This is a genomic window from Streptomyces sp. NPDC033131, assembly GCF_055578365.1.
The window spans coordinates 68,809-93,039 of the sequence record NZ_JBVIPA010000039.1 but is presented as its reverse complement, the minus strand read 5'-3'; the positions used below and the strand labels follow the sequence as shown (position 1 = coordinate 93,039).

At 69.9% G+C, this 24,231-nt stretch carries 21 protein-coding genes and 1 pseudogene; 7 read left to right on the top strand and 15 right to left on the bottom strand.

All coding sequences use genetic code 11. The annotated features are described in order from the left end of the window. The first annotated feature begins 1 nt into the window (after window position 1). Window positions 2-889, top strand: a complete 888-nt coding sequence (locus ACZ5XS_RS36060; protein WP_468658580.1) for an aminoglycoside phosphotransferase family protein — start codon at window positions 2-4, stop codon at window positions 887-889. Between the two features lie 696 nt (window positions 890-1,585). Here the strand turns inward: ACZ5XS_RS36060 and ACZ5XS_RS36055 are convergent. From ACZ5XS_RS36055 to ACZ5XS_RS36045, 3 genes are all read right to left on the bottom strand, one after another. Continuing rightward, the gene (locus tag ACZ5XS_RS36055) at window positions 1,586-2,764 is read right to left on the bottom strand and encodes a Cmx/CmrA family chloramphenicol efflux MFS transporter (protein ID WP_468658605.1); all 1,179 of its coding nucleotides are present in this window, start codon (window positions 2,762-2,764) and stop codon (window positions 1,586-1,588) included. Window positions 2,765-3,222: 458 nt separating this feature from the next. After that, a complete protein-coding gene (locus ACZ5XS_RS36050) occupies window positions 3,223-3,888 on the bottom strand; it encodes a maleylpyruvate isomerase family mycothiol-dependent enzyme (protein WP_468658578.1) in 666 nt (221 codons plus the stop codon). 332 nt (window positions 3,889-4,220) lie between these two features. Continuing rightward, complete coding sequence (locus ACZ5XS_RS36045; RefSeq protein WP_468658603.1) at window positions 4,221-5,123, bottom strand: Ppx/GppA phosphatase family protein; 903 nt, start codon at window positions 5,121-5,123, stop codon at window positions 4,221-4,223. Window positions 5,124-5,355: 232 nt separating this feature from the next. On the opposite strand from ACZ5XS_RS36045, the pseudogene ACZ5XS_RS36040 reads away from it, so the two are divergent. Next, a pseudogene (locus ACZ5XS_RS36040) lies at window positions 5,356-5,535 on the top strand (transposase); the annotation flags it as partial. A 53-nt stretch (window positions 5,536-5,588) separates the two neighbouring features. Here ACZ5XS_RS36040 and ACZ5XS_RS36035 read toward each other — a convergent pair. Together ACZ5XS_RS36035 and ACZ5XS_RS36030 are read right to left on the bottom strand one after the other, a co-directional pair. Continuing rightward, window positions 5,589-6,680: a sensor histidine kinase gene (locus tag ACZ5XS_RS36035; protein ID WP_468658601.1), complete on the bottom strand. Its 1,092-nt coding sequence runs from the start codon at window positions 6,678-6,680 to the stop codon at window positions 5,589-5,591. Window positions 6,681-6,714: 34 nt separating this feature from the next. Then, complete coding sequence (locus ACZ5XS_RS36030; protein ID WP_468658576.1) at window positions 6,715-7,413, bottom strand: response regulator transcription factor; 699 nt, start codon at window positions 7,411-7,413, stop codon at window positions 6,715-6,717. Window positions 7,414-7,542: 129 nt separating this feature from the next. Between ACZ5XS_RS36030 and ACZ5XS_RS36025 the strand changes: the two genes are divergently transcribed. Then, window positions 7,543-8,205 carry a M15 family metallopeptidase domain-containing protein gene (locus ACZ5XS_RS36025; protein WP_468658574.1) on the top strand — a complete coding sequence of 221 codons (663 nt, stop codon included), beginning with the start codon at window positions 7,543-7,545 and terminating at the stop codon, window positions 8,203-8,205. Window positions 8,206-8,228: 23 nt separating this feature from the next. Beyond that, entirely contained in the window at window positions 8,229-9,311 is a 1,083-nt protein-coding gene (locus tag ACZ5XS_RS36020) for an endonuclease/exonuclease/phosphatase family protein (RefSeq protein WP_468658599.1), read from the top strand. A gap of 439 nt (window positions 9,312-9,750) precedes the next feature. On the opposite strand, the gene ACZ5XS_RS36015 is transcribed toward ACZ5XS_RS36020, so the two are convergent. The 4 genes from ACZ5XS_RS36015 to ACZ5XS_RS36000 form a co-directional block, all read right to left on the bottom strand. Continuing rightward, window positions 9,751-10,233: an iron chaperone gene (locus tag ACZ5XS_RS36015; protein WP_468658572.1), complete on the bottom strand. Its 483-nt coding sequence runs from the start codon at window positions 10,231-10,233 to the stop codon at window positions 9,751-9,753. 71 nt (window positions 10,234-10,304) lie between these two features. After that, window positions 10,305-10,973: a glyoxalase gene (locus ACZ5XS_RS36010; RefSeq protein ID WP_468658570.1), complete on the bottom strand. Its 669-nt coding sequence runs from the start codon at window positions 10,971-10,973 to the stop codon at window positions 10,305-10,307. A 5-nt stretch (window positions 10,974-10,978) separates the two neighbouring features. Beyond that, window positions 10,979-11,500 carry a helix-turn-helix transcriptional regulator gene (locus ACZ5XS_RS36005; RefSeq protein WP_468658568.1) on the bottom strand — a complete coding sequence of 174 codons (522 nt, stop codon included), beginning with the start codon at window positions 11,498-11,500 and terminating at the stop codon, window positions 10,979-10,981. A 191-nt stretch (window positions 11,501-11,691) separates the two neighbouring features. Further along, window positions 11,692-12,102, bottom strand: a complete 411-nt coding sequence (locus ACZ5XS_RS36000; RefSeq protein ID WP_217241218.1) for a VOC family protein — start codon at window positions 12,100-12,102, stop codon at window positions 11,692-11,694. Between the two features lie 730 nt (window positions 12,103-12,832). On the opposite strand from ACZ5XS_RS36000, the gene ACZ5XS_RS35995 reads away from it, so the two are divergent. Continuing rightward, on the top strand, window positions 12,833-13,636 hold the full coding sequence (locus ACZ5XS_RS35995; protein WP_468658566.1) for an SDR family NAD(P)-dependent oxidoreductase: 804 nt from the start codon (window positions 12,833-12,835) through the stop codon (window positions 13,634-13,636). A gap of 136 nt (window positions 13,637-13,772) precedes the next feature. On the opposite strand, the gene ACZ5XS_RS35990 is transcribed toward ACZ5XS_RS35995, so the two are convergent. After that, window positions 13,773-14,648: a PaaX family transcriptional regulator C-terminal domain-containing protein gene (locus tag ACZ5XS_RS35990; protein WP_468658564.1), complete on the bottom strand. Its 876-nt coding sequence runs from the start codon at window positions 14,646-14,648 to the stop codon at window positions 13,773-13,775. Then, on the bottom strand, window positions 14,645-15,289 hold the full coding sequence (locus ACZ5XS_RS35985; protein WP_468658562.1) for a GNAT family N-acetyltransferase: 645 nt from the start codon (window positions 15,287-15,289) through the stop codon (window positions 14,645-14,647). The genes ACZ5XS_RS35990 and ACZ5XS_RS35985 overlap by 4 nt, the downstream gene beginning before the upstream one ends. Window positions 15,290-15,401: 112 nt before the next feature. Between ACZ5XS_RS35985 and ACZ5XS_RS35980 the strand changes: the two genes are divergently transcribed. Together ACZ5XS_RS35980 and ACZ5XS_RS35975 are read left to right on the top strand one after the other, a co-directional pair. Beyond that, on the top strand, window positions 15,402-16,484 hold the full coding sequence (locus ACZ5XS_RS35980; RefSeq protein WP_468658560.1) for an alpha/beta hydrolase family protein: 1,083 nt from the start codon (window positions 15,402-15,404) through the stop codon (window positions 16,482-16,484). A gap of 727 nt (window positions 16,485-17,211) precedes the next feature. Further along, on the top strand, window positions 17,212-18,093 hold the full coding sequence (locus tag ACZ5XS_RS35975; RefSeq protein WP_468658558.1) for a universal stress protein: 882 nt from the start codon (window positions 17,212-17,214) through the stop codon (window positions 18,091-18,093). 608 nt (window positions 18,094-18,701) lie between these two features. On the opposite strand, the gene ACZ5XS_RS35970 is transcribed toward ACZ5XS_RS35975, so the two are convergent. The 4 genes from ACZ5XS_RS35970 to ACZ5XS_RS35955 form a co-directional block, all read right to left on the bottom strand. Continuing rightward, window positions 18,702-19,469: a class I SAM-dependent methyltransferase gene (locus ACZ5XS_RS35970; RefSeq protein WP_468658556.1), complete on the bottom strand. Its 768-nt coding sequence runs from the start codon at window positions 19,467-19,469 to the stop codon at window positions 18,702-18,704. A gap of 551 nt (window positions 19,470-20,020) precedes the next feature. Next, window positions 20,021-21,253, bottom strand: coding sequence for an aminotransferase class V-fold PLP-dependent enzyme (locus tag ACZ5XS_RS35965; RefSeq protein ID WP_468658554.1), 1,233 nt, complete (start codon window positions 21,251-21,253; stop codon window positions 20,021-20,023). A gap of 6 nt (window positions 21,254-21,259) precedes the next feature. Further along, window positions 21,260-22,579, bottom strand: a complete 1,320-nt coding sequence (locus ACZ5XS_RS35960) for a pyridoxal-phosphate dependent enzyme (RefSeq protein WP_468658553.1) — start codon at window positions 22,577-22,579, stop codon at window positions 21,260-21,262. Then, window positions 22,576-24,054: a Y4yA family PLP-dependent enzyme gene (locus ACZ5XS_RS35955; protein ID WP_468658552.1), complete on the bottom strand. Its 1,479-nt coding sequence runs from the start codon at window positions 24,052-24,054 to the stop codon at window positions 22,576-22,578. The genes ACZ5XS_RS35960 and ACZ5XS_RS35955 overlap by 4 nt, the downstream gene beginning before the upstream one ends. Window positions 24,055-24,231 lie beyond the last annotated feature (177 nt).

The window sequence follows — 24,231 nt, the reverse complement described above, 5'->3', positions numbered from 1 at the left end:
GATGGACGAGTTCACGTTCGAGCAGGACTTGGTGCGGGCGTTACTGCGGGACCAGCATCCGGATCTCGCAGGCCTCGAGCTTCGGGACGTCAACGGAGGCTGGGACAACCAGCAATGGCGCCTAGGGGAGAAGTTGGCCGTCCGCTTGCCGCGCACCGAGCGTGCGCCGGCCCTGCTGCACACTGAGCAGACATGGCTGCCCGTGTTGGCGAAGCTCCTGCCGCTGCCGACGCCCACTCCGATGCGGATCGGCAAGCCGTCGAGCCTGTTCGAGCACACCTGGACGATCGCGCGCTGGGTCGAGGGGGAGCCGGCCGATCACGCGCCGATCACCCGCGTCGATGCGGCCGAAATCCTCGCAAAGTTCCTTGGCGTACTGCATCACAAGGCGCCCGCCGACGCCCCGGCCAACCCTACGCGCGGCGTCCCTCTGGCCGTTTTGCCGGTGCAGCGCGACCGCTGGTTCGAGGTCATCAACGACGACGCTACCGCTGACGCCGCACGGGAGGTCTGGGAGAAGGCCATCGCAGCGGCTCCTTGGCAGGGCGCGCCACTCTGGCTGCACGGCGACTTGCATCCGGCAAACGCGGTCGTCCGGAACGGGATGCTCGCCGGGGTGATCGACTTCGGCGAAATGTGCGCAGGCGATCCCGCGACCGATCTTTCGGCTGCCTGGATCCTGTTGCCTGCCGGGGCGGCGGATCGGTTCTTCGACGCCTACGAGCACGCCGACGAAGCCACCATCGCCCGGGCCCGCGGCTGGGCCGTCCTGCGCGCCCTGGGCCTGATCGACATCGGACGAAACGGCAGGCTCGGTCTGCCAGGGGGTAAACCGACGTGGGAACCGGCAGGCTACGCCACGCTCGAACGGGTCCTCGCGGCGAACTGACCGCATGGGGACGCGCGTCGGGGGACGACGCGCGGCGCCGGCTGCCGGCCCGGCGTTCGCGCACGTCACCCCACATGTGATCTTTGCGGCTTGGTGCACGACGTGAATGAGGTGGCCTCCGCCCTCGGCCTCCGCGCAGGGCTGGCGGTCCTCGAGGATCGTCCGGGATGGCAGGGTGCGGCCTTCCCAAAAGCAACTGCGCCCCGTCAACAACGCCTCGTCCTTGAAATGCAGTTCTGCGACTCGATCGAGTGTCGCTTACCGGCGGCGGCAGGTGGTCGAGCGCGACGCGCCCGAGTACGGCGGATGCGGCGACGACTCCGCCCATGACGGCGGCGCTGACGTCGGCCTCGGCGACGTCCTGGCCGAAGGAACAGGCCGGACACCGCATTGTGGACGCATCGCCGATGACTAGCGTGCCGTCCCAGCAGGCTGGCGCAACCGTAGTCGCCCGCCGGGACCGCGAACCGCGGCCCCCGGTCGTGCAGCTCGGTAGCTCGCTGGGCTCAGATCGCACCGGGACGCTGGAGCGGTCCTGCAGCCCGGTCTCGCCGTAGGTGCTGTATCGGTTCTTCCACGTGGACAGGCAAGTGCGGGAGACGCTGGTGTCGGCGGCGACGTGCCGGGTCGGGCGTGTGCGGCAGCGCTCCGGGAGCCTTCGGCGTCCCCCGATGTTCAAGCGGGGGTTCGCAGGCGTCACCGGAGCACGTCGGTGCTGTGGCGGGCCGCGATCACAGTGCGGACGGGGAATGCGATGAGCAGCGCGACAGCGATCAGGAGCCCGCTTGCCCAAAGCGGCCCCACGTTCCCGGCTGCGGTGCTGAGGGTGGTGGCGGCGACGAGTGGTCCGACGGCGGCGCCGACGTTGAGTGCTGCGGTCGCGTAGGAGCCGGCCATGGTGGGGGCTCCTGCCGCCTCGTAGAGGACCCGCGTGATCAGGGTGCTGCCCAGCGCGAACGACAGCGCGCCCAAGACGAACACGAGGACGAGCAGAGCGACCGGCTTGTCGGCCAGCACCGCCAGGGCCGGCCAGCCGACGAGCAGCAGTGGACCGCCGGCTGCGAGAACAAGGTGGGGGCGGTGGTCGGACAGCCGGCCGGCCACAGTGACGCCGGCGAAGGATCCGATGCCGAAGAGCACGAGAGCGACAGAGATCCACAACTGGCTCAGCCCGGCGGTGTCGGTCACGACGGGAGCAAGAAAGGTGAAACTCCCGAACGTCGCCGCGTTCACCAGTGCGCCGAGCAGCATCACCAGGATCAACCGCGGCCTCGTGAGCTGGGCGAGTTCCGCTCGCAAGGTCGGCCCGCCAGTCGCCTCGTCCTTCGTACGTCCCGCTGGGATCCCCTTCAGGACACCGAGGGCCGCAGGCAGGCAGAGAGCGGCGACGGCCCAGAACGTGGCCCGCCAGCCAAGCACCGCGCCGAGTACCGACCCACCGGGGACACCGGCGATCGTGGCCACCGTCGTGCCTGACAGCAACACGGCCAGCGCGCGTCCCTTCTTGAGGGGAGAGACCGACGCGGCGGCCGTCGTCAGAGCGACGGCAAGGAATCCTGCGTTCGCCAGCGCGGCGACGACCCGGGTGGCGAGCAGAACGGGAAAGCTCGTGGTGCCGGCGCCCACGACGTGAGCCGCCGCGAAGGCGAGGATGAAGACGAGAAGGCCGGAGCGCCTGGGCCAGTCGCGGGCAAGCGCGGCCACGAGCGGGGCGCCGACGATCATGCCGATCGCGAAGGCCGAGGTGAGCAAGCCTGCTGTCCCGACTGTGACGTCGAGATCGGAGGCGATGTCCGGCAAGAGGCCGGCAAGCATGAATTCCGAGGTGCCCATGGCACAGACCGCCATGGCAAGCAGGTACAGCGGAAAAGGCATCGATGGCTCCGAGGTGAGGAGAAGCACGAGAAGGTCATCTCGTCACCGCGGCCAGCCCCTGGGCACACCCGTCCGCCACAGAAATGCGGCGCGACGACAGGGCTACGGGCTCAGTGGTTCAGGGGGCTGACGGCGTGACCGAAAGCCCCCACCTTGTCCGACTCAGGACTCGACATGGCCCGCACGCTACCCGACCGACGCCCGTCGAGGCACCTCGCTTTCCCCGGCACCGGCCTGTCTCACCAACGTCATGTGCCGCAACGACTGGACATACGTACAACCGAATTCAGGGCGTTGACGGCTGCGATCACCGCGGTCGACTCGACTACTGGCGTAAGGCGAGCTCGCCGGGGAGCCTTGTCGGTCAGCCAACCTTGTCGGTCAGCCCGCTCCGTGGCCGGCCGGCTCAACGAAAATTCCGCCGCGAGGCTCCTTCTGGCCAGGCTGACTCAGCGCAGTCAGGCGATGCCGCAGCGCCCGCGGAGGAGTTCGACGCCGTCGCCTTCGAGATCGTCGCAGTAGGTCGAGCGCCCGGTCATCGCCATCACGAGGGCCAAGGTGGCGCCGGAGACGAGCCGTCCGGAACCGGTGGTGAAGGGGCCGTCGTTCGCGACGAGTCTCAGGCCGCCGATGCGTCCCTTGGCCACGACCACAGTGTCCGAGCCCTGGTAGTACTCGGCCACCAGCGTCACCACCTCGATCGGGTACTCGCGGCCGATGCCCAGCGGGCGCCGGATGTCCTCTCCGTGCACGAGCGTCTCGCCGAGCATGGCTATGGAAGGGAGAGGCGGTTTGGTGGTGCTCGGGACCACGCGCCGGAATCTCTCCAGCGTCTCGGCCGGGGTGGCGCCCAGTTGCTCGGCCAGCCGCATGGCCACCTGCTTGTCGAAGTCGAACCGACAGCGGATCACACCCGCCAGCCAGCGCACGGAGTTGAGGCTCGCGCCCGCGGTGAGATGTGCCAGCACCTCACGCACCGCCAATTCGGTGCACAACGACGGTGTTGCCCACTGCTCGACAGTCAGGTCTGCGAGGTCAGCCGCCAGCGCCGCTCGCTCAGCGTGGATCAGGGGCCAGACCTCAGCCCTCCGGCTGCGGTCTGCTGTCAGCCTCGGATCAGTCATGCGGCAGCGTCTCCTGTCACGGGTGGTGCTCTGCGTCGCACCTGGCCGGAACAGGTGGCGTCCGGCAGGGCGTTCAAGGAGGAGACCGCAGCCCCGGAGGAAAGTCATCGCCCGTGAGTGAACTGTTCTCAGGGCAGATCGCCATGGGCCCCTGGTCTGCACCGGCAGTGGCGGCACTTCGACGGCGCTGTACACCCTCACCGCCCCGCACGCGCTCACCGCCCAGTGCGATGCTCACGCCCTGATCCTCGACACCAAGCGGTCTGCCACCCGCTGGGCCCGCCCCTGGCAGCGGTGACGTACCGCTCTGCGCTTTGGACGGCCCGTTGGGTTCAGCCGGCCAGGCGAGGGCGCCCGCTGGTGGTGTAGGGCACGCCGAGGCGTTCGAGCAGGAGCCCTTCCCGGGTGGACCAGGGGCAGATCTCGACGTGCTTGGCTCCGCAAGCCTCCATGAGGGCCTGTGCGATCAGGGCTCCGGCCAGGGATTGTTCGGCGCGGTGGCGGGAGATGCCGGGCAGTTTGGCACGGCGGGACGGTCCCGCCTCGGCCAGCAGGGAGACCGACGTGCGCAGCCGGGGTAGTGCGAGCTGCCGTCTGTCTCGCGGTGTCCTGCCCTGGGCGGCGGCCAGCCGGGCGAGCTGTTCGAAGGTTTTGGAGGAGGCCAGCACCCGCCCGCCCGGTTCGGCCTGCGGCAGGCCGGGGACGGCTTCCAGGGTCCGGCGCAGATGCTGCCGGATCTCGGCCAGGCGGCGCTGGGACGGTGCTGTGCCGCCGGGGAGCCAGTCACGGGTGATCCGCCGGGCGCCCAGCGGCATCGAGTGGACGGTGTGGGGCTGCTCTCCGACGCCGGAGGCGATCTCCACGGTGCCGCCGCCGATGTCCAGAACCAGCAGCTGCCCGGCCGTCGGGCCTGCCCACTGGCGGGCGGCCACGTAGGCCAGCCGCGCTTCTTCCTCGCCGGTCAGTACGCGCAGGCGGGTGCCCGTGGTGCGTGCCACCCGCGCGATGATCTCGTCTCGGTTGGGTGCGTCCCGGATGACCGAGGTCGCGAATGCGAAGACGTCCGTCCCGCGCAGACGCGAGTCCGCGGCGACGGCCTCGGCCACTGCCCGCTCGACGCTCTGCATGCCGGCTTTGTCCAACCGCCCCTTGCGGTCCAGTGTCTCGTGCAGCCTCAGTCGCACCTTGTGGGAGAGCACCGGCTCCAGCACTGGACCCGGACGCCGCCGTACCACCGTCAACAGAGCACTGTGGCACCCGACATCGAGCACGCCCGCCTGCCGCATCCCATCGCCTCCCCTGGCTCCGCACTCGACCGGACCGGCCCTTCCCCGATCCTCCGACAGCCTGACGACGGTACGACGGGGACTCCGGCCCACCGAGTGAGCATATCGTTACCGCTCGTGTACCCTCCGCCCCGGCCCGTAGCCCGTTGTCGTCGCAGCGGGGAGCGGCGCTCACTACGCGGGCCGTATGCCGTGGCCGGCCCGAGAGGTTCGGCGCGGAATCCTGTACGTGCTGCGCACCGGGATCCAGTGGCAGTACCTGCCGCACGACCTGGGGTTCGGCTCGGGCAGGACGTATGGGAGGCGGCTGCGGGACCGGAATGAGCCGGCGACTGGCAGCGGCTGCGCGAGGTGCCGCTGATGAGCTGGTCGCGATGTCGAAGTTGGGCTGGTCTCGCTGCGTGGTCGCATTTGCTACCTGTCGTCGGCGTGCGGGACTGTCGCGGGTAGTTCGACAGTGATGCGGATCCCGCCGGCAGGACGTGGGGTGAGGGTGAGTGTTCCGTCGTGTGCGTGGGTGATGGTTTTGACGATGGCCAGACCGAGGCCCACGCCTGCGTGGTCGGTGTGGATGCGTTCGGTGCCGCGTTGGAATGGTTCGGTGAGGATCGAGACGCGCTGCGGGGTGATCTGCTCGCCGGTGTTTTCGACAGTGAGCACCACAGTCTTGGGGTGGACGCTGGTATGCACCCACATGGTGCCCTGTCCAGGCAGGTTGTGGACGATCGCGTTGTGCACGAGGTTCATGGTCAGCTGCAGCAGGAGCGCGGGCGATCCGCTCGTGGGGGTGATGTCGCCGCTGGTCTCGATGGTGACTCCGTGCTTCTCCGCGAAGGGCAGGAGGGTCTCGGTGGCCTCTTCCGCCAGGAGAGACAGGTCGACGCGTTCCCTGGTGAAGGATCCCTGCTCGGCGCGGCTGACCAGGAGCAGTGCCTCGGTGAGGTCGATCGCTCGGGTGTTGACGGCGTGCAGGCGGTCGATGAGTTCGCCGGTGTCACGGTTCGGATCGGTGCGGGCCACGTCGAGAAGTGCCTTCGAGATCGCCAGCGGGGTGCGTAGTTCGTGAGAGGCGTTGGCGGCGAATCGCTGCTGTTCGGCGACGTGTACTTCGAGCTGTGCGAGCATCGCGTCGAAGGCGTCGGCGAGTTCGCGGAACTCGTCCTTGCGGCCCGGTAGCCGGATCCGGTGGGAGAGGGATCCGGTCGCGGCCATCCGTGTGGCGTCCGTGACGCTCGTCAGGGGGGCGAGCATGCGGCCGGCGAGGATCCAGCCTCCCAGGAGGCCGAACACCAGCAGGCACGCCATGACTCCAGCCGCCCCCGACGCGAAGTTGAGTGCGAGCTGGGAACGGACCTGCAATCCGCCGACGCCGGCCTTCACTTCGGGCAGGTCCCTCAGCAGGAAAACCCACACCGCCGCGACCATCAGGACACCGGCGAGCAGGAGAAATCCGGCGTAGCTGAGGGTGAGCTTCAGGCGAACGCTCAACCCGGGCGCCCTGTCCAGGGTCCCAGGCGCCCAATCCCCGGTCCAGGACGCCCTATCCACGGTCTCCGCCGTCGTCTCTGGCGGGCTCTGCCTGCGTGTCGATGCGGTAGCCGACCCCCGGCACCGTGGCGATGATCCAGGGCTCGCCGAGGCGCTTGCGCAGGGCCGAGACGGTGATGCGTACGGCGTTGGTGAACGGGTCGGCGTTCTCGTCCCACGCGCGTTCCAGGAGTTCTTCGGCGCTGACGACACCGCCTTCGGCAGCGACGAGGACGTCGAGCACCGCGAACTGCTTCCTGGTCAGGGCGACGTAGCGGCCGTCCCGGTAGACCTCGCGGCGGAAAGGGTCGAGGCGCAGCCCTGCGATCTCCCGCACGGGAGGCCTGACATGGGCGCGTCTGCGGTCGAGGGCTCTGAGCCTGAGTGCGAGCTCCGGGAGTTCGAAGGGTTTCGTGAGGTAGTCATCCGCGCCGAGTCCGAATCCGGAGGCCTTGTCGTCGAGCCGGTCGGCCGCGGTGAGCATGAGGATCGGCATGCCGGTGCCGGAGGCGATGATGCGTCGGGCGATCTCGTCACCGGGCGGTCCGGGAATGTCGCGGTCGAGGACGGCGATGTCGTAGGTGTTGACACTCAGTCTTTCCAGAGCGGTATAACCGTCCCCTGCGATATCGGCCGCGATCGCCTCCAGGCGTAGACCGTCGCGGATGGCTTCTGCCAGCAAGGGTTCGTCCTCGACGATCAGCACACGCATGTCATCAAGGCTACGAGTCGGTGCCTATCGTCGGCATATCGAAAACCGCATACGTGCCGGCAACGCCGAGCTGCCTTGACTGGCGGCATGCATCGAACACCGCCCTCAGCGCGAACAACGGGCCGCCGGATGCGCCGGCTCTTCGGCGTCAGCCTGTTCGTCGTCACAGCAGTGATCTCCGCAGCCCTCGGCTACCAGGTGCCGAAGTCCTCGTCCCTCTCGGCTGCCATGCCCTCCTCGGCCGCACCACTCTCGACGTCATCCCCGGCCGAACCGCCCTTGAAGCCGTCCTCCAAAGCAGCACCCCATGCGTCTCGCGGTGAGCACCGGGGAGCGCCCGGCGAGGCGGAGGGTGCCGTCCCCGACGGCGTGACGGTCTTCGACGACGCGATTCCGGCCGTGGTCAACCTCGATGCGGATCTGCTCAAGGTCCTCCGCCAGGCGGCAACGGACGCCGCGGACGACGGAGTCGAGTTCCACGTCAACAGCGTCCGGCGTTCCCCGGAGTGCCAGGATGGGCTTCTTCGCGAGGCGGTCTCGACGTACGGGTCCGAAGACGGGGCCGCCCGACGGGTGGCCACCGCGGAGACGTCTCCACACGTGTCCGGAGACGCGGCCGGCCTCGGGCGCTCCGACGCGACGGCGTGGCTGTCCGAGCACGGCGCCGAGTACGGGCTGTGCCGGATCCACCGGAACGAACCCCGGCACTACGAACTGCGCACCGATGCGTTCGACGGTGGCTGCCCGCGTATGTTCGCCGACCCCACCCAGGACCCGAGGACGCAGCAGTGACCGGCAGTGAACGGGGACAGACGATGGTGCAGGTCGACACGGCGGAGCGGAACGGACCGGAAGGTTCCGGACGCCGGGGAACCGGCTCCGGCGCCTGGCGCAAGGGCATCCGCCGGGCGATCCGTATCGGCTCCCGGCCGGGGCCGTGGAAGCATGGCCTGGTGCTCGCGGCGCCGGCGCTGCTGCTGGGCCTGTTCATGTTGCTGCACGCGAAGATCCCGAACCGGATCGGGAACCTCGGCAGCCTGGTGGAGACCTTCCTGCCGTGGTTCGGCCTGCTCATCCCGGTGCTGCTGGCCGGGGCGCTGTGGCGCCGCTCCGCCTCCGCGGTGGCCGCGCTGCTCCTGCCGGTCCTGGTGTGGCTGAACCTCTTCGGGGGGCTGCTCAGTGACAAGTCCCACCCGGGCAGCGACCTCACCGTGGTCAGCCACAACGTCGCCGCCGACAACCCCGACCCGGCCGACACCGCCCGCGACCTGGCCGCCTCCGGCGCGGACGTGCTGGCCCTGCAGGAGATCACCCCGCGGGCGAAGCCGCTGTACGAGAAGGAACTGGCGAAGGCGTATCCGTACCACACGGTGCAGGGCACGGTCGGGCTGTGGAGCAAGCCGCCGCTGTCGGACACGCAGCCGGTCGACATCAAGACGGACTACGGGCCGCTGGCGGACACCAAACCGGCCGACATCAAGATGACCTACAACCGTGCGCTGCGCACCACGGTGGCCACGGACCGGGGTCCGCTGGCGGTGTATGTGGCTCACCTGGGTTCCGCCCGGGTGAATCCCAGGGGAGGCTTCGCGACGGACCACCGGGACCGCGGCGCACAGGCGCTCGGCGAGGCCATCGCCGCCGAGCAGAACCAGCGGGTGGTGCTGCTCGGCGACCTGAACGGCACCCTCGACGACCGCGCGTTCGCCGACATCACCTCGCAACTGCACTCGACCCAGGCCGCGGCCGGGGACGGCTTCGGATTCAGCTGGCCGACAAGGTTCCCCATGGTGCGGATCGACCAGATCCTGGTCAGAGGTGTGAAACCGGAGAGCTCGTGGTCGCTGCCGGCCACGGGCAGTGACCACCTGCCGGTGGCGGCCGGAATCAGCTGGTGAACGTCGCAAGGACGCCGGCCGCGCTCCACTCCTGCAGGACTCCACGTAGCGGGGCCGGGGCCTCGGGACGTCATGGCTGCCCGGGGCCCGCTGGCGTGTCCGACACGCAGTCAGATGTCACCGGACCGCCGTGGCGGTGGGCCAGTCGGCAGCCGAGGGAGGTGCAGCCGGTGACGAAGATGCTCGGATGAGGTGGACAGGTGGACACGATGCCTAGCGGTAGTCGGGTGCGAGTTTCCTCAATGCGGGCTCGGCATCGGGAATGCCGCCCAGGCCGCTTTGCGGTGGGCCTGGTATTCGAGAACCAGGCGGAGGCTTCCTGGTCCGACAGGCCTGCGTGCGGGGGGTGCAGGCCGCCCGTCGGTGGGGTCGCTGTCCGCGGTCGGGCCCCTCGTCCGCGGCTCGGTCGGTCCTGCCGCCGGTTCCGCCCCTGCTGGTCTCAGCCCGCCGCTTTCCTGACGAGCGCGCTGATGCGCTGTTCGTCGGCTGCGGTCAACTCTTTGAGGGCGTAGGCGACAGGCCACATGGTGCCGTCGTCGAGAGCCGCCTGGTCGCTGAAACCGAGCGTGGCGTACCGCGACGTGAACTTCTGCGCGCTCTGGAAGTGGCAGACGACCTTGCCGTCTCTGGCGTAGGCGGGCATTCCGTACCAGAGCTTGGGCGTGAGGTCCGGAGCGGCGGCCCTGACAATGGCGTGGATCTGCTCGGCGAGGAGCCGGTCCGCCTCCGGCATCTCGGCGATCTTCGCAAGCACGTCCCGCTCCGCTGCCGCCTCCTTCTCCGCCTTCGAACCACGCCGTGCCGCCGCCTGCTTCTGCCCGTGCGCGTGCTCCTTCATCGCGGCCCGCTCTTCGGCGGTGAATCCGTTGTACTCCGCGGCGGCCGTGCCGGAGTTCTCGGCGGACGACTTCGTGTGCTGCATCGCAGTTTCCTCTCGTACAGGGATGAGGCAGGTCGGGGCGGGAGTTCGGGACGGGAGTCCAGGGCTGGGCGTCAGGCCAGTCCAGACGCCGTGGACGGTTTCGGGGTGAGCGACGTGACGGCCTCCCAAGCGAATCCGTCCGGGTCGGTGAAGGGGCCGGCGGTGCTGCCCAGGACGATGCGGTGCGAGCCGGTGCCTTCGGCGGGGACGCCGAGGTCCTTGGCCAGGCCGCGGCGCTCGTACAGCGCCAGCTTGACGGGGCTGGACTCGCCGGAGGTGAACTCGGCGTACTTGCCGCCGAAGCTCTTGGCCACGGTCAGGCCCCGGCCGACGTAGAACTGCTTGCCGGCCTTCACGTCCTCGACGCCGAGCAGGAGGACGATCTCGTCGATCTCGCGGGTGGGCGGGCCGGTGTCCTTCTTCGCCGAGGTCGCGATCTTCCAGATCGTCCCGTCCGGCGCCTGGACGACCCCGCCGTAGCCCCACAGTGACTTCGCGGCGGGCTTCAGCACAGCGGCGCCGGCCTCCACGGCGGCGCCGAGGAAGTTGTCGACGGTGGTCGGCTGGGACACCGTGAGCGCCAGGGTGAAGCCGCGGAATCCGGAGGAGTGCGCCTCGGATGCCCGCAGGCGTATGTGCGTGTCCACGCCGAAGGCGGTGTAGAAGTGACGGGCGGCGTCCGGGTCAGCCACCTCGAGGGTGACGGAGGTGATGGACGCGGCGGTTGCGGTGGTTGCCATGGCCATCACGCTAGAGGCAGCGCGGCGGCCGGGGCTTCTCGATTCCTGACCGGTCTGGTCACCTGCTTCGCCACACACGCCGGCATCCCCTCCACCGTGACCGCAGGCCCCGCATCAGCGGCCGTACTCGTGGCATCGGCACCGTCGGCAGCGGCATCGGCCGCGCGACGCCGGAAGGCCCCGGGCGGCATGCCGACCAGCTCGGTGAATCGGGTGGTGAACGTGCCCAGCGACGCGCAGCCGACCGCAAAGCAGACCTCGGTGACGCTGACGTCTCCACGCCTCAGCAGCGCTGTCGCGCGCTCGATGCGACGCGTCATCAGGTACGCGTACGGCGACTCGCCGTACGCGGCCCGGAACTGCCGGCTGAGGTGCCCGGCGGACATGTTCACACCGCGGGCGAGCGCCTCCACGTTCAGCGGCTGCGCATACTCCCTGTCGATCCGGTCGCGGACGCGGCGCAACAGCGCGAGATCGGCCAGGCGCTGCGCCTCAATGCGTGCACGCCGCCACTCGGGCTGACACATGAAAGCACTCCCCTCCCTTTCCTCTTCCACCGATTCCACCGACGCCTATCAGCGCCTGACGTACCTGTGAGACAGGCGTCCCGGACGCTCGGTGGTCAGAACCGGCCCGCCGGGGCCATGACCAGCCACCAGCCGGTCTGGCGACTGCCGGACAGTGGCCGGCCGGCAGGGCCGCATCATCCCCGCACGGCTCAGCGAAGTTCCTGGATGCGGATCAAGTTGCCCGCTGGGTCACGGAAGGCACAGTCACGGATGCCGTACGGCTGCTCGATCGGCTCCTGGACGACCTCGGTGTCACCGGCCTGCACCTTCTCGAACGTGGCGTCGAGGTCCGGCGTGGCCAGCAGAATCCAGCCGTAGGTGCCTTTGGCCATCATCTCGGTGATGGTGCGGCGTTCTTCCTCGGTGACTCCCGGGTCGGCGGCAGGCGGCGCCAGAAGGAGGGACGTGCTGGGCTGACCGGCCGGACCGACCGTGATCCAGCGCATCCTGCCCTGCCCGACGTCGCTGCGGACCTCGAAGCCGAGGACGTCGCGGTAGAAAGCGAGCGACGCGTCCGGGTCGTCGTGCGGCAGGAAACTCGTGTGAATGGTGATGTCCATGACGAGCAGGCTAGAACCGAATCCCTGCCCCCCGCTTCTCGATTCCTGATCGATCGGGCCGCTTTCAGGTGGTCCAGAGGAGTGCGACCGCGCAACGGGTCGTGTCCGGCAGGTGACCGCTCGGGGGCGTGCCGAGCTTGTGGCCTTCGATGTGCCGAGGGGCCGGCGGAAGCTCGCCCGTTGCCAGGGCACGTTTTCGCTCGCGGACGCCCGAGCGGCCCATGAGCGCGCGGCCCGAGGGCACATCCAAGGCAAGATCGTGCTCACGGTCGCTGAAAAGGGGAAGCCCAAACCGGGATGTTTCCCGGCGACCCCGCGGATGCCGAGCTCTTCGGCCGGCAGGGCGTGGGTGGTCGCGTGCCGGGCTCGGACAGGGGCTTCGGTCGGCGGCGTTCTCTTCGCGGTAGGGATCACGCTCACCGTCTCGACGCGGTGCCCCCGCGCGGTAGAGCCGGGCAGGCGGCGCAGCGCCGCTGCGAGGCGAGAACCCGCGGGGCGGAAAGGCCGTGCTCGCGACCGGGCTCAAACACTCGGGTGGAGCCGGGCCGGGAGTTCAGTCCAACTCGCCGGGGCCAGGCCGGGCGTTCACCTGGTCCTGATGTTCAAGGGGGAACCGGCCGTTGGGCGGGGCCGAGGCCGGGTGGATCCGCCAGCCCGGAGCGAATATCGTTATGCGAGATGTCGTCATGTCATTGGAGACAGTCGGGATCGGTGTCGGTACCATCCAGCGATGGAGACCACACTTGAGAATTCCTCGATCGTCGTCACTGGCGGCGGCTCGGGCATCGGCCGAGCCATCGCCCGGCGCTTGGTCAATGACGGAGCCACCGTCACGATCTGCGGTCGTCGTGCCGACGTCCTGGAAGCGACCGCAGCCGAGTTGAACTCCGCCTGCTCCGGCCCGGGCCGCGTCCTCGCCATTGCCGTCGACGTAACCGACGACCGGGCTATGGGTGAGGCCGTGGCCAGGGCCGCCGAGGCCGGGAACGGCATCACCGGAGCAGTGGCCAACGCAGGTGGTAGCGGGCAGATGCGCCTGCTGCACGAGATCAGCGCTGCCGACATCGCGTCGGTGCTGAACCTCAATGTGGTCGGAACGTTCAATCTGCTGAAATTCACCGTGCCGTTGATGATCGAACGTCGGGGCGGGTCGTTCGTGGGAATCTCCTCTGGCGCCGCACACCAGACGAGTCGCTACTTCGGGGCGTATACGGCAGCGAAGGCCGCGGTCGACGTGCTGTTGCGCAACGCGGCTGATGAGTACGGAGGCCGGCTCGTGCGGTTCAACTCCGTACGGCCTGGGTTCACGATGAGCGAGAAGATGGCGTCCCTGGTACCGGCCGACGACCCGGTCCGCGAGAGTTACGTCGTGAACACTCCGCTGCCGGGGGTCGGCGAGATGACCGATGTCGCCAATCTCGTACGTTTCCTTCTCGGTACCGAGGCGCGGTGGATCACCGGCGAGGCGATCGCAGTCGACGGCGGTAACAACATGCGCACCGGGCCCGACATCTCGTCGATGATTCCGATCTGAGATGCAGCACGTGTCGGCTGCGGGGTAGACACCTCGGCCCTGTAACTCGCAATCAGTGGCGGCGACTTGGGTGGAGCAGGCCGTGTTGACGTCGAATCCCGTGGCCGCTCGGGCGTGGGTGTGGTCTGTGGCGTCTTCAGCGCGTGGCCCGCTCGGCTGTTTGTCGGGTGATGTCGGTGTAGAGGCGGAAGAGGGTCGGCCGGGCTTCGCCCGGGTCGGGTTCGGGCAGGGCCGCCCAGCATCGGGCGATGAGTTCCCGTGCCTGGGTGCCGGGCCAGGGCTGGGGCAGGAGCTGCTGCGGCAGCAGCGGGTCGGGCTCCATGGCACGGGTGAGTTCGGCCGCCAACTCGACAGCGACGGTGAGCAGTTCGGACGGGGTGAGTCCGGCAGAACCGGTGAGCCGGTCGAGGCGGGGCTGGGCGATGCGGCTGAGGCGGTGGTAGCGGTCGGCGATTTCCTGCAAGGGCCATAGGCGGCGGGCGAGTTCGGCAGGCTCTTCGGTGTCGCCCCTGCGCAGGTCCGTCGTGCTGAGGAGGGTGAGCGTGCTGTGGGCGCCGAGGCGGTGCGCGGCGTCTTCGACGTACGGTTCCCAGGCGTTGGCGCAGACGTACAGTCCGCCTTGGAGCGGGGCGCCGCCGAGGTGGACGAGGGTCTCGCGCAGGGCGTCCCGGGCCGTGCGCGCCGATTCGGGTACGGCGAAGGCGGCCACGTGCCAGACGCCGTCCCAGGGGGCGAGTCCGGCGTCCTGACGGAATGCGTGCCGCAGGAAGTCCGCGTTGGGGGCCAGGGCTTGTGTGGTGTCTTCCGTGGCGAGCAGCACTGCTCTGCGGCCGCGGCCTTCGTGGGTGAACCGGCTCTCGGCCACGAGGCGTTTGATGCACAGGCGTACCTGCTGGTCGCTCATGCCGAGGGTCGCGGCGACGGTGTACAGCTCGTCCGCGCTGACCGTGCCGTCCTCCCGGATCAGCGCGTGCACGAGCATGCGGGTGGGGATCTCGACGCGGTCGGTCATGGTGTACGCAGTCCTCTCGTCCCATCCGCCTCGACGGGGCGGTGCATGGTGGTCACCGCGCCGAATCCCAGCAACCTGCGGAGGTAGGGCGTGTGCTCGGTCCGTACGGCCGTGAAGCCGCGCCGCTCGTACAGGGCTCGGGCGCGCGGATTGGTGTCGATCACGTCCAGTCTGATCTGCCGGCAGTTCTGCTCCGCCGCGACGGCGGCCACTTCCTCGATGAGCAGGCTTCCGACACCGCGGCCGCGCACGTTCGGCGCAACGGCGATGCCGTCCATGACGAGCTGTCCGGGGGCCGGTCGGCGTTCGAACAGGGCGAGGAGCAGGAGTCGGGGCAGTCCGCCCAGGCGTCCGTACGACCGCAGCACGGCGGAGGCTGACCCCCCGGTGAGGGCCCGCCCGTCGAGTTGGTAGCCGGCGAGGCCGACGACTTGTCCGTCGAGGAGCGCGCAGACCGCGCGATCGGCGTTCAGGTGGGCGGCGATGAAGGGCACCGCCTTGCCCGGCGGATTGAGCGCGGGTCCGAGTTTGCGGCCGAAGGCGTGCCAGTACAGCTCGGCCACCCGCCGTTCGGCTCCGGCCGGGACGCCTCGCCGGAGCACCACGCGTCCGGCCCCGGGGCCTGTCTCGTCCAGTCGCATGCCGTGCCCCCTGGTTCGCTGAAATCGAATCCTGAATCTATCGTACTCGTGACGATCGTTTCTGCAATGATAGTTTCACCGCTGCGTACACCCGAGCAGAGGCGGTCACTTCATGTCTCCCAAGACTCAGCCCCGACAGCCCCGACAGCCCCGACAGCGCGGACTCCGCATAACCGTGTGGTCGCTCGTCATGGTCCTGGTCGTGGCCGCCGGTCTCGTCGGCGTGGTGCTGTGGCAGCACTCGTACGACATGGACGAGCAGCGAGTCACGATCCGTTACGGAGGCCACACCCTCAACGGCGTCCTGGCCATCCCCGAGGACGGCCGTAAGCGCCACGGCCTGGTCGTCTACCTCCACGGCGACGGTCCCATCGACGCCACTCACGACGACGGTTACAAACCGCTGTGGGAAGCAAACGCCAAGGCCGGATACGCCGCTCTGTCCTGGGACAAACCAGGCGTCGCAGGCGCACCCGGCAACTGGCTCGACCAGTCCATGGAGGACCGGGCCGACGAGGCCGCCGCCGCCGTCGCCTGGGCGCGCGCCCGCCCGGACATCGACGGCGACCGGATCGGGCTCTGGGGCGCAAGCCAGGCGGGCTGGGTCCTGCCGAAGGTCGCCGCCAAGACTCCGGTGAGGTTCGTCATCGCTGTCTCACCCGCGATCAACTGGCTCCGGCAGGGCCGCCACCATCTCCTCGCCCAACTGCGGGCGGACGGCGCGTCGGCAGCGCGCACCAAGGCCGCGATCGCCAAGAGCGACACCACCCGCCGACTGCTCGCACGCCACGCGACCTTCGAGGAGTACGTCAAGACCATGCGCGGCGACCCGGACGGCATGACCGCCGACCGCTGGGGCTTCATCTCCAAGAACTACACCGCGGACGCCACGCAAGACCTGCGCGCCCTGCGCGGCACACCCGTGCTGCTGACCCTCGCAGGCCATGACATCAACGTGGACACCGCCGACACGGAGCGCGTCCACCGCGACGTGCTGGACGCAGGCGGCGCATTGACGGTCAGACGCTACCCGGACGCGAGTCATTCACTGCTCAGGCAGTCCATCGAGCAGTCGGACGTCAAGATCACCCTCACCGCGCTCTTCTCCCCCCGCTCACTCTTCGCGGACGGGTTTCTGGACGACCAGCGACGGTTCCTGGAGGATCTCGGCCGACGCCGAAACGCCACTCCGTGACAGTGCCGCAAGGTCGGTCCTGGCACCCCGCGACCGCTTCCACTCCCGCCCGCTCGGCCCGGCCCGGCCCAGTCTCTTCGACCGCGCGATCGGACAGCTCTGTCACCGCCTCCAGCACCGCGGGTTCCTCGACCAGGTCACTGTCCGGAAGGGGCTGGACGGCACCCTCGTCAAGAGCCTCGCCGTGGCGGGTGTGTGGCCCGGGCAGCGATGTGCCGGGCAGTACACCCGGGACGGGTCACTTCCAGATGGATGCCAGTCGCCATGCCTGCAGGCGGGTGACTTCTGCGGTTCCGTTGTCGGCGAAGGCATCGACCCCGGGCGTGTGGCGGGCTGGGGCAGGGCGAAGGCGGGGCTGTGCTCGGGCGGTCGGCCGGTGGCGCCGGGCGCCCGGGCGGTTCGGTCAGCCGCGGCACCCGGTCGGAGCGGATCCGGTCCGGCGCCTGCGTCGGCAGGTCGGCCCGTACGGAGGCGAGCCAGGTCACCCGCACCGGGTGCCCCGCCGCGACCGGCGGGCGCATCGCCGGGAAGGCGTGTGACCGGCCCAGCGTCATCCCTGTGCCGCAGGTCTCCGACCCGCGCGGTGTCCTGTCCGCCCGGGGGTACTCGGCAGGGCACGAGTGGCCCTTGGGACGGTCTGATGGCCCCTGTGCGCCATGGGTGGCTGTGCCGAGGCTGGGGAACCGAAGGGCCGCGCGTCGGTGGCGTTCCGGGAGGAGGGAACCCCGTGACGGATCCGGTGATCGTAGGTATGGACGGTTCCGCGTCCAGCCTTGAGGCGGTCGTCGTCGCGGCCCGTGAGGCGCAGCTGCGCGGGACGCCCCTGCGCATCGTGCACGCCTTCGGCCACGCGCCCGGCCACCTGACGACTGGTGCGCCACCGTGGAACCCGGCCGACCACGGCCTTGAGCCGATGGCGCGGGGGGCGCTGGCCCAGGCTGAGGAACGGGTGCACGCGGTGGCGCCGGGCATCGAGATCACGCGGTCGGTGGTAGCCGGTGAGGCGCTTGAGGTGCTGGAGGTCGAGTCACGGTCGGCGTCGCTGGCGGTCGTCGGCAGCCGGGGCCTGACTGGCTTCGCCGGGCTGCTGCTGGGCTCGACTGCAGTGCACCTGGCCGCGCACGGCCGCTGCCCGCTGATGGTGGTGCGCGGCCGCCCCGATCCGGCCGGTGCGGTGGTGCTGGCCGTGGACGGTTCCGATGCCGGCGCTGCGGCGGTGGAGTTCGCGTTCGCCGAGGCCGCGCTGCGCAAGGCGCCGCTGGCGGCCGTGCACGTGTGGAACACCTGGGGCGAGCGCGCCTACGAAGGCCCCGGCGATCCCCTGAACGCCATGGTGGTGGACGTCGACCATCACCGTGCGGCCGAACAGAACCTGCTGGACGAAACGGTCACCGCCTGGCAGAAGGCTTTTCCCCAGGTCGCGGTGGAGCGGCGGCTGGTGCGTTCCCGGATCCGCCCGGCGCTGGTCGACGCCAGTCGGGGGGCCCAACTGGTCGTCGTCGGCGCCCGGGGACGCGGTGGCTTCACCGGCCTGCTGCTCGGCTCCGTCAGCCAGGCCCTGCTGCACCACGCCCACTGCCCCGTCACCGTCGTACGCGGCAAGAAGTGACCGCGCCTCAGCAGACCCGGAGGGAACCTCTGCCGATGCAGTCAATGGCAGTCAATACGGAGCCACCGAGGTGGCGGACCTGCTCGCCGTGGCCCGGCCCCCGGGCCTGACCGCGGCGGACGCCGAGCGGTTGGCCGCCGCCTTGGGAGCCAACGAACTGGCCGGACCGGCGCGTCGACCGCAGTCCGGAAGCTCTGCGCAAGAGGCTGATCCCACCGCGCGCCGCGACAGTCGGTTGAGGGCGGTCCCGGCCGGCGCCTGGTGCCCGGTGATGTCGTTCTCCTGGAAGCCGGCGACCGTGTCCCGGCCACAGGTGTCTGGCCGTCGCGGAGTCGGTCGAGGCCGTAGAAAACCACGCTGACCGGTGAGTCCCCCGTCGCCAGGATGGCCGCTGCACTTCTCCAGCGCCTTGAGGGCGGCGGGATCCTTCGCGGTGACGGTGAACGGCTCCCCTCGACGCCGACTCCTTGACATGTTTTACGAACGCGTCGGGGTTGCCGAAGTCGTCTCGTCCTCGTGCCGGGTGGTGCCGGAGCGGCAGGCGGACTCGGTCGAGCTGACGGTTCCCGCAGGGCAGGCAGGCAGACCTGCGCCCACCTGCTGGTCGGTCAGTCCTTGAGTGCGACCAGGACGTGGCTGTCGCCGAACTGCCAGACCGGGGTGATGTGGCGGAAGCCCGCTCGTCCCAGGAGTTCGACGTGGCGGGACAGTGTCAGGTCGTTGTCGTTCCCGTGGTGAGCGAGGGCCGCCTGGAGCTTCTCGCGTTGGGCGAACAGCTCGGCCAGTTCCGGTTCCTGGGCGGCCGCGCTCCACCAGGCGTCCCAGTTCTCGTGGTCGTGTGTGCGTGACCGTTCGGCTCGTCGTCGACCCACGTGGGCGGTGAGCTCCGAGCAACGCCGGTCGTCCGGGACGAAGTGGTCACCGTTGACGAGGACACCCCCCGGCCGCAGCAGGCTCTCCAACTGGCGGTAGGTCCGCAGCAGGGTCTGTTCGGAGAGGTAGTGGAGGGCTGTTGTCGAGACGACCGCGTCCAGCGGGCGGTCCAGGCCGAGGGTGTCGGTCCATCCGCTGTCCCCGATCACGGCGTCCACGTAGCGGGCGGCGTCCGCGTGATGAGCACGGCCGAGCTCCAGGAGTACCGGGTCCATGTCCACGGCGACGATCTCCGCGTCCGGCAGCCTCTCGGTGAGCCGGGAGGCCAGCGACCCCGGGCCGCAACCGAGGTCGAGGACCAACGGCCCATCCTGGTGGGCGACGACGTGTTCGACGACGTCGGCGATGACTGTGAACCGCTCCTCGCGGGCGGTGGCGTAGTGCTGCTGCTGTAGTTCCCAGCGCTCCACCCACAGCCTGGCCGTCCCCATGCTTACGCCCATGCTTCGCGTCGCCTCTTCCGTCTCTCACTATCGGGTAGGCTCAGAACCTACTCCTTATTGGAAACGGTTTCCATTCGCCTTCTGGATCGAGGCCGTCAGCACGGTACAGGCGGCCGGCCGAGGAAACGGCGGTTGCGTCGCAGTACACGAGCCCCGCACCGCTCCCGGGTGCGCCCGGCCGGGCATGTGCTGCGGCATCGAGCACGAGGACGGCGGAGAGGGCCAGGACCGCCCATGGGGGGCGCTCGGCGTAGGGCGGGTCGTCGGAGTGCGGCAGGGCCCGCTCGGGGGAGGGCGGCTGGGAACCCAGCCCGAAGAAGCCGAGCGCGGCGAGGCTCGGGGCGATGCCGGGAGCCGGCGCAGCAAGTACGGGACGACGGGCGGGAGGAGGCCGGGAGCAGTACCTGCCAGAGCGGGTACCGGACTCACGGTCGACGGTGTCCGCTGCTGCTGTCGCCTCGCCCCCGACACCCCACCCAGCCGCGCGGCGGCCGCCATGATCAGCCCTCAGGTCCTGCCACCTGGTCGGCCGGTCCGATCGACCGTCCGCATCATGGGAGTCCGGCGAGAACGGACAGCAACCGGTCGATCTCCTCCGGGGTGTTGTACGCGTGCAGGCTTACGCGCACGGAGTCGGTCTTCTCTCCCGCGCTGCCCTGGCAATGGCTGTCGGACCTGACCATGAAGCCGTGGCTGAAGAGGATGAATCCGAGGTCGCCCGAGTCGACGGACCGGTGGCGGAAGGTGACGATGCCCTGGCGGCGCTGGACGGGGGAGTCGGCGGCCAGGCTGAGCGGACAGCCGAGAACCTCGTAGGCGTCCAGGTGGCGCAGCCCTTCGGTGAGCCGGGCCGCCAGGGCGACCGTCCAGCGTTCGATGCGGTCGATGCCGGTGGCGTCCAGCCAGTCCAGGGCCGCTGCCAGGGAGGCGATGCCGGCGGTGTTCGGGGTGCCGCTCCAGCCGCCGGGGGCGAGGGCCGGCCCGCGTGCCTGACGGGCCCAGACCGCACCGGTGCCGGGCAGGGCCAAGGCCTTGTGCCCGGAGAAGACGACGAAGTCGACGTCCAGGTCGGCCACGGACACCGGCTGGTGGCCGACGCTCTGGGCGGCGTCCAGGCAGATGACGGCGTCCGGGCCGACCGCTCGCCGGATGCGGTGCGGGTTCATGTCGCCGCCGTAGACGTGGTGGACGTGGGTGGCGGCGACGAACCGGGTCCGAGGGCCGGTCGGTTCGGCGAGCGCGATGTGGTCGTAGTCCCCGGAGCCCGGCTGGTAGGGCATGGGCCGGACGCGGACGTGCACACCCTGGCGGGCGAGCAACTGCTGGGTCTCCAGCCAGGGCAGGATGTTGGCCTGGTGGTCGGCGACCGGTACGACGATCTCGTCGCCGTCGGAGAGGAAGGTGGCCAGCCAGTCGCGCGCGATCGTGCGCAGACCCTCGGTCGTGCCGCTGGTGAAGTGGACCGCGGAGCGCTCCGGGTGCGGGTCGCCCAAAAACTCCTTGATCCGGTCGCGGGTGCGCTCGACCAGCTCGGTGGTCCGGTTGGCCCAGGTGTAGGTGCCGCGACCGGCGTTGGCGTTGACGGTGGTGAGGTACGTGCGCACGGCGTCCAGGACGGCCAGTGGCTTCTGTGCCGTTGCCGCGCTGTCCAGGTAGGCCGGCTCCGGGGAGGCCGGCGCCGGGTGTCCGGAGAGGATCGGGAACTGCGCGCGCACCTCGCGCTGCCAGGAGCGCAGGTCCTCGAGGTCGGTGGGGCCGTGGTCACGGGTCGTGGGTGCGGTCATGGCGGTTCAGTCCCGTACCAGGGGCGCGCCCGCGTCGCGCCACGCGATGATGCCGCCGGCCAGGCTGCGGACGTCGGGATGCCCCATCCGGGTCAGCAGCGCCGCGTACCGGGCGGACTGCTCGCCCACCGGACACGCCAGCAGCACCGGCTGCCGCCGGCTGAACGGCAGGCCTCCCTGGACGAGTTCCCCGAACAGTTCGTCGGCGATGTTGACCGAGCCGTCGATGTGCAGCGCGGCGTACGCGTAGGGGCTGCGCAGGTCGACGACGAGCGGACGGTCGGTGGTGATCCACGCCTGGGCGTCGCCGACGCCGATGGCCGGAGCCGTACGGATCTCCGCGTCGGACAGGTCGGCCGGCGAGTTCTTCCGGGGCGGCCGGCCCAGCAGGTCGGGCCGCCGCTGCCGCACATAGCTCAGATAGCTCTCCACGCGGTCGCAGACGATGAACACCGCGACCTGGCGCTCAGTCAACTCCGCGTCCAGCTGCCGCAGATGCCGTACGGCGCCGAAGTACGCGGCCCCGCCGGTCGGTCCGGCCAGGATGCCGCACCGGCGGTTCAGGGCGAGCATCCCCTCGATCGCGTCGTCGGCGCTCACCGACTCCATCGTGTCGTACGTGTCCGGATCGAACAGGCCGACTTCCTGGACCTCGTCGATGGTGCGGATGCCGGGGATGAAGTCGGACTTGGCAGCGACCAGGCCGAGGACGCGCACGGCCGGATCGGTCTCCCGCAGGACGCGGGCCACACCCGTCGAGGAGCCGGCGGTGCCCACGCAGGCGACGAACCAGTCCGGAGCACGGCCGTCCAGGTCCTTCACGATCTCCGGTCCCGTGCCGGTGAGGTGGGCCTCGGTGTTGCGCGGGTTGAAGTACTGGTCGGTGTGCAGGTACGCGCTGCCGGAGGCGGACAGCGTCCGGTGGAAGAGAGTCAGCGGATCGTCGGTCGCGGTCGGGTCCAGACACTCGCTCTGGCCCGGCAGTTCCTCGATCTGAGCGCCGAGCAGCAACAGGAGGTCCTTGATCTCCGGAACGCGCATCCGGTTGGTGACGCTCTTGAAGCCAAGCCCGTGCATGCCCGCGATGACCGCCAGCGCCTTCGCCGTGTTGCCGCTGGACAACTCGACGACTTGGCTGCCGTGCTCGACCGCCTCACTCAGGTGCGGACGCGCCATGTTCCAGGCGGCCCGGTCCTTGACCGAGCCGAAGGGGTTGAGCAGTTCGAGCTTGGCGTACAGGTCGATGTTCCGCAGTCCGTGCACGTCCGGGGCGATGCGCACCAGCGGGGTGTTGCCTATGGCCTCGGTGATGCTGTCGTACCTCAATGGCGTTCTCCCGGGAGCGTGATCGGCCAGTACTGGTCGTCCAGGCACCAGCGCCACGCGTCGCCGTCCTGCCAGACGGCGGCCTGGCGGGCGACGGGCTGGAGCTGGGCGCGGGTGGCGTGGAAGTCCATGGCGTAGCCGGCGGTGTTGGCGAAGACCATCAGGTCGCCCGGCGAGGGACGGCGCGGCAGGAAGACCGTACGCCGGGTGATCATGTCCGTCTCCAGGCACAGGCTGCCGAAGAGGTGGACGCCGACGGGCCCCCCGCCGGTGTCCACCCGGGGCCGGGTGTCGCTCCGGGGGATCACGACGGGGTCCATGAGCACGCCGTGTTCCTCCAGCGCGACGTCGTTCGCCTTCAGCGCCAGCCGTACGAGCAGCTCGGCACCGGTGTCCGAGGAGCGCACCTCCAGCACCTTGGTCACCGTGATCCCGCACTGGTCGAGCAGAGCCCGGCCGGGCTCCGTGTACAGGTCGTGGAGGTGCTCCAGCAGCAGTGCTGCCAGGGGGCGACCGCGCAGGGAGGCGGCGGGCTGCGACAGCAGTTCGTCGAGATAGCGTGCCCCGGCCACCGGCCGGTGGCCGGGATAGAGCCCGAGGCTGCCGCGCACCGTACCGGCCTCGTTGCGCAGTCCGTAGCCGTGCCCGCCCCAGGCCAGGGGTGGGCGTCTGCCCAGCACCGCGGCGGTGAGTTCGGTGGTGTACCGCTCCCACTGCTCCCCGTCGGCAAGGTAGTTGACGCCGAATCCGCCGCCGATGTCCACGGCTCGGGGGCGCAGGCCCCGGCTCCGGCACACCTCCAGGGCTTGAAGACAGCCTTCCAGGGCCGTCGCCTTCTCCGCGACGCTGGTCGTGTCCAGGTGGTAGGCGACGCCGGTCAGTTCGACCGCGCCGGCATGCCGTTCGACCGCTTTCAGCAGGAGGTCCAACTCCCGTACGGGCGTGCCGAAGCGGCTCGGCCGGCTCAGGACCCTGACGCCGGACGTCTCGAATCCCGACAGGCGCAGCAGGATCCGTACGGGGGAGAGCTTGTGGGCGCGCACCAGCGCGGCGAGCTGGTCCAGTTCGGATCCGCCATCGACGCTCACGGTGACGCCCGTACGAGCGGCGAGCCACAGGAATTCGGGGTTCTTGGGGCCGGTGGCCATGATCCGGTCGGGTGTGAAACCGGCGCCGAGGGCGTGCTGCAGCTCGCCCAGGGACGCGACGTCCACTCCGGCGTCCGTGGCGGCGAGCCGGCGCAACAGGGCGCTGGAGCGGTTGGACTTGTGGGCGTAGAAGACCTGGCCCGAGAGATGGTGCTCGCGGTACACGGACCGGAACCGCTCCAGGTTCTCGGCTATCTGGTCCGGCACCACGAGGTTGACTGGCGAGCCGAGCGCGTCGGTGAGCATGTGCAGGAATTCGGCCGACTCCAGCAGCGAACGGAGCCGCGGCCCGAGCCGGGGTTCCAGATACAAGGGCCCTCCGCCCACACGCAATACCCCTCCCCGTGAGCTGCCGCGCCCCGATCGGGGCACGTCCGACACTTCCTGCGGTTTTGCCGTATACCCCCTTTCCATTCCTCGGTCTGTTTACGCCCTGTGGTGCATGGGCCTTACCTTCGCTTTACGAGCGAACAAGGTATGTAGAGGAGCCCGTGGCCGCACGAC